Raw genomic sequence first — 13,399 nt, 5'->3', positions numbered from 1 at the left:
CACTGACCACTCGACCATGACCATTTTCACATTCGCCAACAATGTGGCAACGACGTTGGCGGGGGCGATCTCGTCCACCGCAACATCGCTGACGCTCTCGAGCGCGGCGAACTTGCCGTCATCGATTCCGGCGAGCACGGCGCTCGTCATCACGCTCAACGACCGCGCGACGCAGCAACAGTTCGAAATCATCTACGCGACGTCGATCTCGGGCGCGACGCTCAGCGGTCTATTGCGCGGGCAAGAGGGCACGACCGCGCAGGCATGGTCGACGAACGATTTCGCCTTCAGTGGGCCGACGGCGGGGCAGATGCAATCGATCAACCCGGGGCGGCTGATCGGGATTCAGACGTTCACGACGGTCGGCTCGACGACATACACGCCGACGCCGGGGATGAGCTTCGTGATCGCTTCCTGCCAGGCAGCGGGCGGCGGTACGGGCGGCGTGTCGGCCGCGAGCGCAACGCAAATTTCGATCTCGGGCGGAGCTTGCTCGGGGGCTCTGGCGGTCGGTCGGTTCGTAGCCGCAACGATCGGATCGTCGCAACTGATCACCGTCGGCGCGGGCGGCCTGGCTGGCGCAGTGGGTAACAGCCTCGGCGGCAACGGTGGAAATTCGTCTTTCGGCTCTTTGATGACGGCGCAAGGCGGTTTCGGCACACAAGGCTTCGGCCCCAATGGATCAACCGTGTTCGGCGTTCCGGGATCGGGTGTGCAATCGCCGCCGACGGCAACGGGCGGGAACATCCTGAATGTCTCTGGCGAGCCTGGCTCGATGAGCATTGGCGGTTCGACCTTCGGTCCGTCGGGGCAGGCAAATGCGATCGGTGGTCCGGGCGGCGGCTCGCCGATTGCGGGTGGTGGCGTCGGCCCGGGCGCGGGTGCTGCTGGCGTCGCAATCGTAGGGGCTGCTGCAACTGCGGGGAACACCGGCTTCAACGGCATCGTCCTCGTCTACGAGTACTCGTGATGAGCGGGATCTACGGACTCCCGCAACCGCTCACCGGCAACGAGCTGGTGACGATCAAACAGATGCAGAACGGCAACTGGGCGGAATGCACGATGCCGCTCGCCGCGCTGATCCAACTGATGTCCGCATTCGCGGCATCGCTTCCCACCGACAAGCCGTCAACCGCCGGCCAGCTCTGGAACGACGCAGGCGTCGTCGCCATTTCGTAAAGGTCTCCCACAATGAAACGACTGCTCGTCGCGGCGCTCTGCGCGCCGCTGGTGGCGCTCGCCCAGACGTACCCGAGCCCGACGTTCAACAACATGACCGTCAACGGCACGGCCACGATCACGAACGCGACGTTCACGAATCCGCCGTCATTTCCGGGCGGCATCGCGATCAGCAGTCTCGCGAACATCGCGGCGAATACCGTGCTCGCGAACGTCACATCGGCAACGGCCGGCGTGACGGCGTTCGCGATGCCTTCGTGTAGCGCGGCCGGCAACGCGCTGACCTATACGAGCGGGACGGGCTTCACATGTGCAACGGGCCTCGCGTCACTCGCATCGCCCACATTCACCGGCACGCCTGCCGCACCGACGGCAACCACCGGCACGAACACGACGCAGATCGCGACTACCGCGTTCGTGAACAGCTCGATCACGGGCATGTCGACGTCGACCTTCGGCACGCTCTACCTCGCATGGTTCAACAGCCTGCCGACGACGCTCCCGGCAAGCGCAGGCGTCCTCTGGAACAACGGCGGGGTTCTCTCGAAATCGTGATGAAAAAACTGCTGATTTCCTTTCTTCTTGTTCCGCTGGTCGCGCTGGCGCAGTCGTATCCGTCGCCGACGTTGAGCAACCTCACGGTCACGGGCGGTTCGGTGACTGCTGGGGCAGGCGTATTTTCTGGTCAGGTTAGCCTCGGCGGCACAGCAGGTGCTGAAGCGCTGCGCGCAGTAACGACCGCAAGTGCAGTCAATTGGGTGCAAGTGCAGGGCAATATAACTGGCAACGGTGCTAGTGTTTCGGCGGCAGGTAGCGATGCCAATGTCAACTTGAATCTCAGTTCGAAAGGGACGAACGGGATCGGGTTCTATACAGGCAGTCTTACGCGCGCACAAATGTCTATCGTGGACACGCCGGGCGCCGTGAACTATCTTCAAGTGACCGGGGCGCCGACCAACAATGGTGTCACGATCTCTGCACAGGGTAGCGACACAAACGTCAACCTGAATGCCAACGCGAAAGGCACTGGCGCGGTCGTGATGAACACCGGCGGTGGCACCCAGGCCGTCGTTTCCAACACTGCCGGAGCCACTCGCTATCTCACACTCACGGGTTCGAACGGTGGGAATCCGACCATCGGCGCGAGCGGCGGCAGAGTGGCAATTTCGCCCGGCCTCGACGCGTCACCGATTGGCGCGGTAACGCCAAGCACCGGCGCGTTCACGTCGCTTTCGGCCACCACGTCAGGTTCTACCGGGACGCTCGTCGTAACGGATACCGGTGGAAACGGCGCCAACATCAGCTTGAATGGGAATGGTGCGACCACACCGAACAAATCGATCCGTTCGCAGAATGGCCAATTGCAAGTAGTCAACAGCGGATATAGCACTGCTATTCTGACGCTTACCGATTCGGGCAGTTTGTCAACAGCCGGAGGCATTAACAGTACCCCTGTCGGCAACGTGACGCCGAGCACTGGTTCATTCACAACGCTTTCTTCGACTGGCACGACTGGCCTCGGCACGCCGACCAGCATCGGTACGTCGGTATTCCCGACCATCGTCGCGCCGATCAGCACGACTGCCACGACGACAAACGGCTCGACGAGCATCACGGTCACGAGCGCGACCGGAATCGCGGTCGGCATGGGGATCTACGCGTCGTTCGTCAACGAATGCTCGACGCCGAATGCCGCATATTCGAAAGCCTATGTGACCGCAATTTCAGGTACGACGGTCACTATGAACTGCCCGGCAACCGCTACGAACTCGACGGCTGTAGCAGTGCAATTCGGTCAGCAGCGCTACAGTACGACATCATCGGTGATCGCGAACGACGTCGGCACACAGACGCTGAAGGTTGGTTCAGCATCGCAGGGAAATTCGGCTGCATGGCTGAATCAAGTTTCGGCTGGACAGGACTTCCGCCTTACGAGTGCCGCGCAGATCGTATCGCCGCCGACCGGCGGCTACGCGCTGACGCTTGGCGCGCGGTCATCCGACGCGACGAGCGGGGCTGCTGCGTTCCCGCTGCAGAGTTTCTTGTACCTGGATTCCTGGGGCAACACTGGGTATCCCGCTGAGAACGTTTATCTGCAGGACAACCTCGCAGCGGCGACGGCTGGCTTTGGACCGCATATCCAGATGGAGCAATCCATTAACAGCCTGTGGGGTTCGCCGCCTGGTGAAGATCCGTTCAACATCAACGCGACGAACCAGACGGTCGCCCATCGTTACGATTGCGGTACAGGGCAATCGACGACGGCGGGTCTGAGTGGCTGTACGACGGCGATCGACATCGTCCCGAACCCGCAGACGTTCCAGAACGGAATTGTCATCGGGAACGGGGCGCTTGATACCGGTGGCGGCACGCGTCAGGCGAATGTGATCTCGATGCCGTTGATGACCGGCTTCACGTGGTATTCAGCGGCCTCGACGTACTCGGTTGCGATGTATTCGCCGAGCGCAGGCGTGCTCAATTTCATCGAGCCGAGCGGCGGCCAGTACAACTTCATCATCAACGGCGGCACGGCGGCGAACATCACCAGCACGGGCCTCAATGGTACGGCGATCGGGCAGACGACGGCCGCCGCAGGCAGCTTCACGACGCTCAGCGCGAGCGGCCTGATCACGCCATCGACGACCGCCGGGATCAAGGGCACGGCGGCGGCGGACAACGCGAACGCGGGCAGCGTGGGCGAATTCGTCAATTCGACCTTCTCGAGCGTCAACATGACGACGAGCGGGACAGCACAGAACCTGACCAGCATCAGCCTGACTGCCGGGGATTGGGATGTGACTGGTGCCGCGACATATACGTCGGGCAGCGGCGCGACGTCGACGATCTGGATCGCCGGCGTGAATACGACGTCGGCGACGCTGCCGTCTCTGGGGAACTACTTTCAGAGCGGCGGATCGATCACGGCGACTGGCGCCGCCACGGCGATTCCGCCTGTCACGCGCATCAACGTGTCGAGCACGACGACAGTCTATCTGGTCGGCGAAGCGGTATTCAGCGGCGGCTCGGTTTCCGCCGCCGGGTTCTTGCGCGCGCGCCGCGTGCGCTGATTACTTCGCGCTCGCCTGCGTCGAATCGTGCATGTTGTTCAGTCCGGACTGCAGGCGATATGCGACGAGCTGCGCAATGATCTGGTGGCCGAGGTCATTCGGGTGAACCGGGTCGGCTGTTCGGTCGACGGGGTTGAATTTACCTGCTTTTTCGAGAGGCATGATCGATTCGCGCAATGCGATCATCGGGACATTCAACTCTCGTCCGATCGGAATTTGATTATCTTCGGAGTTCGACCAGTCCCGGCCCATCGTGAAAAGCATCAGCACGGCGGGGTGATTCGGCGCCGCCAGAATGCGCTCGACGACTCGCTTGTAACTCGCCCGCATTTCGGGCGTGCCTGCGTCGTTATTCGCCCATTCGGTGATGACGAAATCGGGTTTGTATTTCAGCAGATCGCGCTGAAGTCGCTTTTCCCCGAACTTCGAATCGGTCTGCCCGATACCGGCGTTGATGAGTTTCATCTTGCTCTTCGGGAAGGTGGCTTGCCACCAGCCGAAGACACGGCCGACATAGGTCTTGTCGGGCGAGGTCGCCCATGCGCCTTGCGTGATCGATCCGCCGATCGCTGCGATGACGATCGGTTTCCCGGCTTCGGCTTTTTTGAACACCTTCCAGAGTCGCGAATCATCGCCGTATTGCAGGACCGAGCGGTTTAGCGCTTCGGCATCTACGACGCAGCTTTGCGGCGATTTCGGATTCGGAATGAAGCATTGATCTTCGGCTGCGAATGCGCTGGCCGACAGACACATCAGTGCGACTGCAACGATTTTTTTCATTTTGTAATGAATAAGTGAAAAAGCATGGATCGGGATATTACACCTCCCGGGAAAACGTGCGTTTTATGACCAGCCGCCCGTCGAGGCGGCTTTTTCAATTCGGGGATCACCTGTGACGAGTCACGACGATATGCAAGCAGACATCGCTGAGAACGAACAGCGCATCGCGGTCCACGAGGCCGTATGCGCGGAGCGTTATGCGGGCATCCAGGATCGCCTCCAGCGCGGCGACAAGCGGATGCAGCGCATCGAATACATCCTGTACTTCCTCGCCGCTGCGGTGCTGGTCGGGCCGGCCAATGCGATGAAGCTGCTCGAGGTGCTTTTCAAGTGAACCTGACCGCAGCCATCGTCGCCGCCGGGTGCGGCGCTGCGCCAGCGCGTGCGGCGCAGTGGGTCGGGCCGCTGCAGGCCGCCTGCGATGCACAACAGATCAGCACGCCGCTGCGCGCGGCCGCGTTTCTGGCGCAGGTCGGCGTCGAGAGCGCGCGTCTGTCCGCCATCGCCGAGAACCTGAACTACAGCGCGGAGGGGCTGCTCGCGACGTTTCCGAAGTACTTCACCGAGGCCGAGGCGCAGCAGTACGCGCGGCGGCCGCCGGCCATCGCGAATCGCGTCTATGCCGGACGGTACGGGAACGGTGACGAGGCGAGCGGTGACGGCTGGCGGTATCGCGGCCGCGGCCTGATGCAGATCACGTTCCACGACAACTACCAGCTGTGCGCCGTGGCGCTCGGCCTGCCGCTCGTGCAGCAGCCCGACCTGCTCGTCGAGCCGGCGAATGCCGCCGCGTCGGCTGCCTGGTGGTGGGCTGCGCACGGCCTGAATGCACTGGCCGACGCCGGCCAATTCCAGCAGATCACACGCGTGATCAACGGTGGTCTGAACGGCTATTCGCAGCGCCTTTACCTGTACGGCGCGGCGAAGAAGGCGCTCGGCATCGCCTGATGCGCGCACACCACAATCCCGCCCGGCCGCGCGCCGGGCTTTTTCGTTTCTGGAACCAGACATGACCCGATGCAGCCATGACGTGCCGCTCGAGCATCCGTGCGAACACTGCACGGCCGAGGGGCTCGCGCACGTGACGCGCGCGCATACCGAGAAGGAAACGCTCTCGGTGGCCGTCAACATTCCGGAGCACGCCGAGCGGAAAACGACTGCGCTGTTCGAGCGCACGCGCAAGGAGTTGATCGCGCGCGAGGGCGGCCGCTGCTTCATCTGCAACGCGACGGCCGAGGAATCCGGCCATCCGCTCGAGGCTCACCACCATCCGATTGAGCGCTCGCTCGCCGAGCTGATCGACTGGGAGCGCTTCAAGTTCGACGCGCAGGCCGGTTTCTGGGGCGAGCACATCAAGGCATTCGACTGGGCCAGCTTCACCGATTGGACCCAGTTCGTCGACGACATGACCGTGAACGGCATGTTGCTTTGCAAGGCGCACCACATCGGGAAGGACGAGGGATTACACACCATGCCGTTCCCTCTGTGGATAGCACAGAAGTACGCGAAGGAGGGCTACCAGTTCTCCGACGTCGAAGTCATCCACCACAACCAGGAGTAAGCCATGCCCATGAAATCCAGCCTCGTCAGCGGTGGCATCACGCTCGGCGTCACCGACCTCATTCCGACCGTCGACTGGGCGCTCGGCGGCTTCCACGGCGCCGTGCCGACCAGCGCGTCGTCGCTCGTCGCGACGCTGATCGTCGCCGGCTTGCATGCGGCCTACAACGCGCTCGTCGCACGCGCGGCCGCCAAGGCCGTCCAGCAGTAACCCTCCCGCCGCGCGCCGCGGCGTCACCCGAAGGATCCCCCCATGAAGAAGCTCATGCTGCTCGCGGCAGGCATCGTCGCGTCCGTCGCCATCGTCGCCTGCAACTCCCTCCCGACCGTCCAACAGCAGTTCCAGACCGGCTGCACGATCGTCAACGGCGATCTCGCCATCCTCGCAACGTCGCCGCTGCTGAATGCCGACCAGCAGGCCACGATCTCGAAAACGATCCTGCCGGCCAATCAGGCCATCTGCAAGGTCGGTGCGCAGCTGTACGTCGCCGACCTGAAAGCGCTCCACGATTCGCTACTGCCGGCCGCGATCACGATCGTGCAGGCGGTGCCCGCGCTGCCGCAGCAGCAGGCCATCCTGCTCGGGCTCCAGACGTTCGGTCCGATGGTTCAGGCTCTCATCGACCAGCTCCTGACGGCGGCGGCACCGGCGGCCGCGTCGACGCCGCTCGCGGGTGAGCCACTGAAATGAGCCCGCGAGAGTTCGCACTGCTCGCCCAGGAGGCGTATTCCGCGAAGCCGGACATCGGCAAGGCGGACAGCGCCTCACGCGCGATCGTGCGGCAGACGGCCGGCGGGCTGGTCGTCGCGTTCCCGGGTACGGACAACCTCGACAGCGTCGGCGCGGACCTGGACGTGATGCCAGTCGACGTGCCCGGCGTCGGCCAGGTGCATCGCGGTTTCTGGGCGGCGTGGGGCGCCATCGCCGTGCCGGTGCTGGCCGCCATCGACGGCCGGCCGGTGACGCTCGTCGGCCACTCGCTCGGCGCCGCGATCGCGATCATGGCCGCCTCGGCGATGGTGGCCGGCGGCAACCCGCCGGCGGCCGTCTACGGATTCGAGCCGCCGCGGGTGTGTACGAACGGCGATGTCGCGGCGCTGCTCGCGAAAGTATCGCTCAGCCTGTACAAGAACGGCAACGACATCGTGCCGGATCTGCCGCCGGACTGGCATCACGCCGGCGCAATCCAGCAGATTGGCCGCGCGGCGTTTCCTTTTCCGAACGTGACGGATCATGCGATCGCGCGGGTGATCGCGGCGCTGACCATCGTTCCGTCATCCGGCGTTCCGGTATGATGATGCGCGCCGGTTCGATTCCCGCGCGTCCGGCGCATCGCATTTCTCTCCCTGCTACAAATCCGCACCATGCTGCCGTAAGTATTTGATTCGGCACGCTTCTAGATTCCGGTCCCCGGCACCATCCCGCCTTTGGGCGGCACCGAGTTCGCCCGCCGCGCCTCGAAACCGCAAGCGTTTGCCGGACGTCTTCGTTCCCGCGAGCGCAAGCGGCCGCACGATGGCCGAATCGAACCCATTCTGCGCGAGACTCGCGGCCGGAGACCGGATGCGGCGGCGCAGCCCAGGTCCCGATGCCTCATTTCTCTTACGCGCCGCGCGGCTCGCGCACGCCTTTGCCCAAGCGCCTGCGCAGCGGCGTGCGCAACGTGACGCTGTCCGCGTAGCCGACCTGCTCGGCGATGCGCTCCACGGGGAACTCGCTTCACGGCGTGGCCGATGGGCTGCGGGCGCGCAACCCGGGGCTTCTCGTCGTCGCCGCGGAGCCGGCTGAGTCGGCGGTGCTGTCCGGCGGGCCGAAAGGCTCGCATCGGATCGAAGGCATCGGCTTTGCGCCGCCTCGATGGCGGCCGAATGAAGTCGACGATGTCCAGTCGGTCGCGACCGAGGCGTCGATGCAGATGTGCAGGCGCTTGGCGCGCGACGAAGGGATCTTCGCCGGCACGTCGTCCGGGCTCAACGTCATCGCGGCGTTGCGCGTCGCCGAGCGCCTCGGGCCCGAGGCGACGGTCGCGACCGTCGCAATCGATTCGGGATTGAGGTACTTGACCGCCGAAGTGTATCGGTAAGAGACGTCGCGTCGGCATCGCCGCTTCTTACGCGGCGATCGTCGGATCGAGTTCGCCCAAGCCGGGGCCGTGGCTCGCGACGCATCGCGACGTGCGAAGGAATCGCGCGATTCGGGCCGCGATCGCGTTTCGGGGCGACTGCATCGAACGCGAGCCGGCGCTGCGCACCGGCAAGCCGCGCCGGCGATTCGACGGCGCGTTGCCGCGTTCGATGCGTTTGCGATGCCGGCGGCGGATGCCGGCGCACGGTGCGTTCTCCGGCGATCGTCCAATGGCGCGCCGGCGCTGCGCTTTCACGTCGCGCCGTGCCTGCCGCCGGCTGCGAACGAGATGCGATGCACCGGATGCTTGCTCGCCGCGACGCACGCGCGTCGTCCGGCAAGCGAAGCCGCTTGCCGGATGCGTGACGCCGATGCGTCGCGCAAGCGCGGCGCGATTCGACGCAGCGGCCGTGCGCGAGCATGCGTGCCGGCCATGGACGACGTTGCGCCGTCGGCGCAACGTCAGAACCGATGCCGAATCCCCACGGTCGCCGCGACTTGCGTGTTCGTCGACGATGCGTCGAGGCCGTTGATCGACGCGAAGCCGAGCGCCGCATCCGGCGGCACGCCGAATTGATGCTGGTACACGCCTTGCGCGTATACGTCCGTGCGCTTGCTCAACGCGTAATCGGCCAGCAGCGTGACCTGATGCCACTTGGGGCGGCCCGCGGCGGCACCGTCGTAGCGACCGTCGGTGAACGTATAGGCGCCGGCGAACGAAATCGCGGGCGTCAGTGCGTAGCGCGCGTTGATTTCGTAGTTGTCGAAACGCAGCGCGCGCGTCGCGCCCGGCGCCGACGCGGACGCGGTATCGTCGAGCATCGTGTGGGTCCACAGGGCGCCGACGGTCGCCGGGCCGAACGAATAGCTGCCGCCCGCGCCCATCACGCGTTGGCGCGCGGCGGGAAAGTTCGGCCCGTCGTTGGCCGACAGCGCGCCGTTCGCCGTCGTGCCGCCGCGGTTCAACTGCAGGTAAGCCGCGGCCAGATTGACGGGCCCGTTGCCGTACGACACGCCGACGCTATACGCGCGGTTGTTCGCAAAGCCCGTCTGGTTGCTGAATCCGTACAGCGCGCCGAACTGCATCCCGGCGATCGTGGGGCTCGCGTACTTGAGCGCGTTGTCGATGTAGAACGAATCGTCGACGTTGTCGTTGTCGAACGGGTGGGCCGCCAGATTGTTGCCGTCGCCGTTGTTCGCGAGCGCGATCGGCCCGAGAAAATCGACGACCGAATCGTACTGCCGGCCGAGCGTCAACGTGCCGTAATCGTCGTGCTGCAGGCCGACGTAGGCCCGGCGTCCGAACATGGCGTTCTTGTAGGATGTCGAACCGTTGTCGAGGTTGAATCCGCTTTCGAGGCGGAAGATCGCGTGCAATGCGCCGCCCAGATCCTCGGCGCCGCTCAGGCCGAACACCGTGTTCGACAGCAGGCCGCTGCCTTGCTGCCATGCCGGGTGGCCCGATTGATTGTTCGTGTAGACGATGCCCGTGTCGAGCAGGCCGTAGAGCGTGACGCTGCTTTGTGCGTGTGCGCTCGCGGTTGCGCCGAGCAGCGCGGCGCAAACCGTGCGGGTGATGCGTTTCTTCATAGGGGGTTTCGGGAGATGAAAGGAGACGACGACCGTCGAGCGTGGACGGCGCCCGACGCGCCGCGTCGATGTTCGAGGCGGCCTCGTCGGCGCTGCCCGCGCTCGCCGGAGCAAAACACGCGAATCGACGGCGCGGCGCGAATCGTTGGATTGCCGCCGCGCGATGTCGAATCCACGTATCGAATTGCCGCTGCCGTGAAAATGCGGTGTCCCGTCGCGATGCGGGACCGGCAGCCGACGATCAATCCGACGTCCGCATGCGCGCCGTGGGCGCGCGGGATGCGGGGTCGCGCGCCGAGCGGCGGATCTTGCCGAACTCGGCTTCGGGCAGGATGCGCATGATCGACGACATTGCATCCTGCACGCGCGTGCTCGCCAGTTCCAGCTCGAGGCACGCCTGTCCGGTTTTGTTGTCGATGACCGCCGTGTAGAGGTCGAGCGCGGAGCCGAGCACCCGATGCAGCTCGCGCCGCACGGTGGTCAGATTGTCGGTGCCGACGCGTATCGACATCAGGACGCGATAGTCCGCCTGCGCGGTGCGCGGGCGAATCGGCGCGGATCGATCATGAACGGTCGCGCGCGATGCGTGGAAGGCAGGCAGGGCGATCGAATCGGAATGGAATCTGAGCGGCTTCATGCGTTGGCCTCCGCGCCGCGGTGCGGCTCGAGTCGCGGAGATCTCGTCTGGAACATGAAGGGCATTCTAGAAAGCGGCGCGAAGATTCGGCGTATAGAGTCCGTGGTGCGACGCAAAAAATGCGTAAACCGCGTGGAGCGTCACGATGTTCGATGCATCGAAGATCGAAGATCGAAGATCGAAGTTTGAAGTTTGAAGTTTGAAGTTTGAAGTTTGAAGTTTGAAGCTCGATGCTCAATGCTCAATGCTCAATGCGCGAGACACGAGACACGAGACACGAGACACGAGACACGAGACACGAGACACGCGAGATGCGAGATGCGAGATGCGAGATGCGATGCGGACGGGCGGCGCGCCGTGCGTGCGGCCGCAGCTCGATGTCGATGATCCGCTCGGCGATCGCGCAAATCGACACCGCCGCCTCGGCGGCGGCGTCGCTCGTGGACGCCACGCCGGCGCGAGCACACGCACGGCGAGACGAGCCTCGGCCACGCGTCGTTCGGCGCGCCAGATCCTGCGGACGCTGCGAGCCGACGATGCGTTGCGTCGGTGAGCGATGCCGTGGCCGGAAGCCGGAGGCGGCGCTGAAGCCCGATGGGCGGGGCGACGGACGCATCGCCCGTCGTGTGAAGCGGCGACCGTTCGCGGAGGCGGGCCCCGATCGCCGCCGCCGCCGAATCGAGACGAACGGCGACGCACTTGCTGCGGCAAACGATTCCGCCGGGGCGTCCGTCACACGAACTCGAACGTGCGCTCCCGGCGTGGCCGGGCGCGCCCGCGCGATTCGCCCGCTCGCAGGTCGCCGACAGCATCGTCGACGACGCGCACCGCGCGCCCGCTCCGCGGCTCGAGCCGCAACGAGCCGAGGCGCGTGACGCGTCCGGGTTCGGGCAGCCAGAACGCGTCGTCGGACACCTTCGCCTCGAGCGGCGCGGGCGTCGCCTTTGCATCGTGCAGCGAGCCGCTCGCATAGCCTTTTTCGCGCCATTTGCGCAGCACGCGGTCGATTTGCGCGGCGAGCGCCTGTACTCGATTCGTGTGCAAATCGCGCTCGTCGACGCTCAATGCGATAGCGATCACGATGGCGTCGATGTCGTGCGACACGAAAATGCTTTGGCCGCACATGCCGCCCGCCGCGTCCGCGATCGCGTGCACGTCGTCCTGCAAATCGACATGCGCTTCGCGCCAGGCGTCGATGCCAACCTTCGGCGCGCCGCCGTTGCCGTTCGATTTCGCGCCGCACGGCCGGGAGCGATGAAACGAAAGCGTGACGATCGAGGGCGGGCGCACCTCGTCGTACAGCAGGAAGTAGTAGGCGGCGGACAGGGCGGCGATCGGCACCGCGAAGAGCGCGACCGCCCCGATCGCGCCTTCGGACGCATAGGCCGCAATCGCGACAGCGAGCGCTGGAACCGCGAAGGCGAGGAATTTGCCGACGAGCAGGCCGAGCGCGAAGGGCAGTGCGTAGACGACGGGGCGGTCGCGGCGGTTGAGCCAAACGCCGCGCGCCGGCCGTTTCAGGATGCGATGGAGCACGAGCGCCACGAGCGTCGCGATGAGCGCCGCGCCGGTATAGGCGAAGGGCCTCGAATTGGCGAGCGACATCAGTTCGGACATCACGTCGAGCGCGACGCCATGCCCGACTTGCTCCGGCAGCAGCGCTCGGTAATGCCGCACGAACGCGCCTGTCAGATGATAGGCCGCGTAAGCGGATGCACCCGTGGGGACGAGCCAGTCGACGAACCAGCGCTTGGCCCAACCGAATCGGCCCGTCTCCAGTTTCGGCAGCGGCATTCGCAGATGACGGCGGATGAAAACGGAGAGTCCGGTGCGCTGCGTCGGTCGGTCGGAATGGTTCATCGTTGGAATCGGTTGTTGTCGTGATGGCCGGCGAATGCGGCGAAGCGCCCGCGCGTCGTCGGTCAGGCGGCCCGACAAGGTTATCGGCACCGTGCGCAGGAACTGAATGGCGCGTCGCGCCGCGCGGACCGGCGAACCTATTCGGACTTGCTTCGTCGGCTCGATGCCGCCGTCAACCGAATGCGGCCGCCCGTTCGTCTTGGTCATGCCCGCGAAGCCGCCGATCGCGAATCCGGCGGCGGGCCGAACGCCGGTCGGCGCGGGGCCGCGTCGTGTCGCGTGATGGGGGATCGCCGCGTCGGATCGCTTGTCGCGTGCGTGGCGGCGAGCGTTTTCCGGCTGGGGGCGGATGTCCGATCGTCCTCTCCGGCATGAGCCCTTTCGACCGGATCGCGTTGCGGCGACGATCCGCAGGCGATTCGTGGTCTCGAAGAGTCCGTCGCTTGCCATCCATCGCCCGCTGGCCGTCGCTCATCGCCGACCATCCACCGCCGACCGCCGACCGCCGACCGCCGACCGCCGACCGCCGACCGCCGACCGCCGACCGCCCACCGCCCACCGCCCACCGCCCACCGCCCACCGCCCACCATCCACCATCCA

At 65.3% G+C, this 13,399-nt stretch carries 15 protein-coding genes and 1 pseudogene; 11 read left to right on the top strand and 5 right to left on the bottom strand.

The genetic code is table 11. The features are described 5' to 3' along the window. Positions 1-16 precede the first annotated feature (16 nt). Genes WS78_RS12570 through WS78_RS35840 form a run of 4 tightly spaced genes read left to right on the top strand, consistent with a single transcriptional unit; the run spans position 17 to position 4,247 of the window. Positions 17-970: a hypothetical protein gene (locus WS78_RS12570; RefSeq protein ID WP_156432275.1), complete on the top strand. Its 954-nt coding sequence runs from the start codon at positions 17-19 to the stop codon at positions 968-970. After that, on the top strand, positions 970-1,179 hold the full coding sequence (locus WS78_RS12565; protein ID WP_059575445.1) for a hypothetical protein: 210 nt from the start codon (positions 970-972) through the stop codon (positions 1,177-1,179). The genes WS78_RS12570 and WS78_RS12565 overlap by 1 nt, the downstream gene beginning before the upstream one ends. Before the next feature lie 12 nt (positions 1,180-1,191). Beyond that, the gene (locus WS78_RS37565; protein WP_059575447.1) at positions 1,192-1,734 is read left to right on the top strand and encodes a hypothetical protein; all 543 of its coding nucleotides are present in this window, start codon (positions 1,192-1,194) and stop codon (positions 1,732-1,734) included. Continuing rightward, positions 1,734-4,247 carry a beta strand repeat-containing protein gene (locus WS78_RS35840; RefSeq protein ID WP_156432274.1) on the top strand — a complete coding sequence of 838 codons (2,514 nt, stop codon included), beginning with the start codon at positions 1,734-1,736 and terminating at the stop codon, positions 4,245-4,247. The genes WS78_RS37565 and WS78_RS35840 overlap by 1 nt, the downstream gene beginning before the upstream one ends. Here the strand turns inward: WS78_RS35840 and WS78_RS12545 are convergent, their stop codons facing one another. Continuing rightward, complete coding sequence (locus tag WS78_RS12545; RefSeq protein ID WP_226377139.1) at positions 4,248-5,027, bottom strand: SGNH/GDSL hydrolase family protein; 780 nt, start codon at positions 5,025-5,027, stop codon at positions 4,248-4,250. A 112-nt stretch (positions 5,028-5,139) separates the two neighbouring features. Between WS78_RS12545 and WS78_RS12540 the strand changes: the two genes are divergently transcribed. The 6 genes from WS78_RS12540 (at position 5,140) to WS78_RS12515 (ending at position 7,883) form a co-directional block, all read left to right on the top strand. After that, positions 5,140-5,361 carry a hypothetical protein gene (locus WS78_RS12540; protein ID WP_156432273.1) on the top strand — a complete coding sequence of 74 codons (222 nt, stop codon included), beginning with the start codon at positions 5,140-5,142 and terminating at the stop codon, positions 5,359-5,361. Next, positions 5,358-5,975 (top strand): glycoside hydrolase family 19 protein, encoded by a 618-nt coding sequence (locus tag WS78_RS12535; protein WP_059575454.1) that lies wholly within the window; start codon positions 5,358-5,360, stop codon positions 5,973-5,975. The genes WS78_RS12540 and WS78_RS12535 overlap by 4 nt, the downstream gene beginning before the upstream one ends. Before the next feature lie 61 nt (positions 5,976-6,036). Further along, entirely contained in the window at positions 6,037-6,588 is a 552-nt protein-coding gene (locus tag WS78_RS12530) for a hypothetical protein (RefSeq protein WP_226377138.1), read from the top strand. A 3-nt stretch (positions 6,589-6,591) separates the two neighbouring features. Continuing rightward, positions 6,592-6,798, top strand: coding sequence for a hypothetical protein (locus tag WS78_RS12525; RefSeq protein ID WP_059575455.1), 207 nt, complete (start codon positions 6,592-6,594; stop codon positions 6,796-6,798). Between the two features lie 42 nt (positions 6,799-6,840). Beyond that, positions 6,841-7,278, top strand: a complete 438-nt coding sequence (locus WS78_RS12520; RefSeq protein WP_059575457.1) for a hypothetical protein — start codon at positions 6,841-6,843, stop codon at positions 7,276-7,278. Next, positions 7,275-7,883, top strand: a complete 609-nt coding sequence (locus WS78_RS12515; protein ID WP_059575459.1) for an alpha/beta fold hydrolase — start codon at positions 7,275-7,277, stop codon at positions 7,881-7,883. Before WS78_RS12520 ends, WS78_RS12515 begins: the two co-directional genes overlap by 4 nt. 307 nt (positions 7,884-8,190) lie before the next feature. Here the strand turns inward: WS78_RS12515 and WS78_RS35835 are convergent. Beyond that, a pseudogene (locus tag WS78_RS35835) lies at positions 8,191-8,301 on the bottom strand (AraC family transcriptional regulator); the annotation flags it as partial. A gap of 13 nt (positions 8,302-8,314) precedes the next feature. Here WS78_RS35835 and WS78_RS12510 point away from each other — a divergent pair. Beyond that, a complete protein-coding gene (locus WS78_RS12510; protein ID WP_059575461.1) occupies positions 8,315-8,671 on the top strand; it encodes a pyridoxal-phosphate dependent enzyme in 357 nt (118 codons plus the stop codon). 503 nt (positions 8,672-9,174) lie between these two features. Here the strand turns inward: WS78_RS12510 and WS78_RS12500 are convergent. From WS78_RS12500 to WS78_RS12490, 3 genes are all read right to left on the bottom strand, one after another. Next, positions 9,175-10,302 carry a porin gene (locus WS78_RS12500; RefSeq protein ID WP_059575465.1) on the bottom strand — a complete coding sequence of 376 codons (1,128 nt, stop codon included), beginning with the start codon at positions 10,300-10,302 and terminating at the stop codon, positions 9,175-9,177. A 241-nt stretch (positions 10,303-10,543) separates the two neighbouring features. Further along, positions 10,544-10,939: a hypothetical protein gene (locus WS78_RS12495; protein WP_226377137.1), complete on the bottom strand. Its 396-nt coding sequence runs from the start codon at positions 10,937-10,939 to the stop codon at positions 10,544-10,546. Positions 10,940-11,671: 732 nt separating this feature from the next. After that, a complete protein-coding gene (locus tag WS78_RS12490; RefSeq protein WP_059575467.1) occupies positions 11,672-12,799 on the bottom strand; it encodes a hypothetical protein in 1,128 nt (375 codons plus the stop codon). Positions 12,800-13,399: the final 600 nt, after the last annotated feature.

Origin of the sequence: Burkholderia savannae (assembly GCF_001524445.2) — a bacterium.
GTDB lineage: Bacteria > Pseudomonadota > Gammaproteobacteria > Burkholderiales > Burkholderiaceae > Burkholderia > Burkholderia savannae.
This window is presented reverse-complemented; position numbering and strand designations above follow the sequence as displayed.

Bases quoted from the DNA above. Each gene is read 5' to 3' on its own strand.
- WS78_RS12570 (WP_156432275.1), top strand. From the start codon at position 17: ATGACCATTTTCACATTCGCCAACAATGTGGCAACGACGTTGGCGGGG.
- WS78_RS12565 (WP_059575445.1), top strand. From the start codon at position 970: ATGAGCGGGATCTACGGACTCCCGCAACCGCTCACCGGCAACGAGCTG.
- WS78_RS37565 (WP_059575447.1), top strand. From the start codon at position 1,192: ATGAAACGACTGCTCGTCGCGGCGCTCTGCGCGCCGCTGGTGGCGCTC.
- WS78_RS35840 (WP_156432274.1), top strand. From the start codon at position 1,734: ATGAAAAAACTGCTGATTTCCTTTCTTCTTGTTCCGCTGGTCGCGCTG.
- WS78_RS12545 (WP_226377139.1), bottom strand. From the start codon at position 5,027: ATGAAAAAAATCGTTGCAGTCGCACTGATGTGTCTGTCGGCCAGCGCA.
- WS78_RS12530 (WP_226377138.1), top strand. From the start codon at position 6,037: ATGACCCGATGCAGCCATGACGTGCCGCTCGAGCATCCGTGCGAACAC.
- WS78_RS12525 (WP_059575455.1), top strand. From the start codon at position 6,592: ATGCCCATGAAATCCAGCCTCGTCAGCGGTGGCATCACGCTCGGCGTC.
- WS78_RS12520 (WP_059575457.1), top strand. From the start codon at position 6,841: ATGAAGAAGCTCATGCTGCTCGCGGCAGGCATCGTCGCGTCCGTCGCC.
- WS78_RS12515 (WP_059575459.1), top strand. From the start codon at position 7,275: ATGAGCCCGCGAGAGTTCGCACTGCTCGCCCAGGAGGCGTATTCCGCG.
- WS78_RS12500 (WP_059575465.1), bottom strand. From the start codon at position 10,302: ATGAAGAAACGCATCACCCGCACGGTTTGCGCCGCGCTGCTCGGCGCA.
- WS78_RS12495 (WP_226377137.1), bottom strand. From the start codon at position 10,939: ATGAAGCCGCTCAGATTCCATTCCGATTCGATCGCCCTGCCTGCCTTC.
- WS78_RS12490 (WP_059575467.1), bottom strand. From the start codon at position 12,799: ATGAACCATTCCGACCGACCGACGCAGCGCACCGGACTCTCCGTTTTC.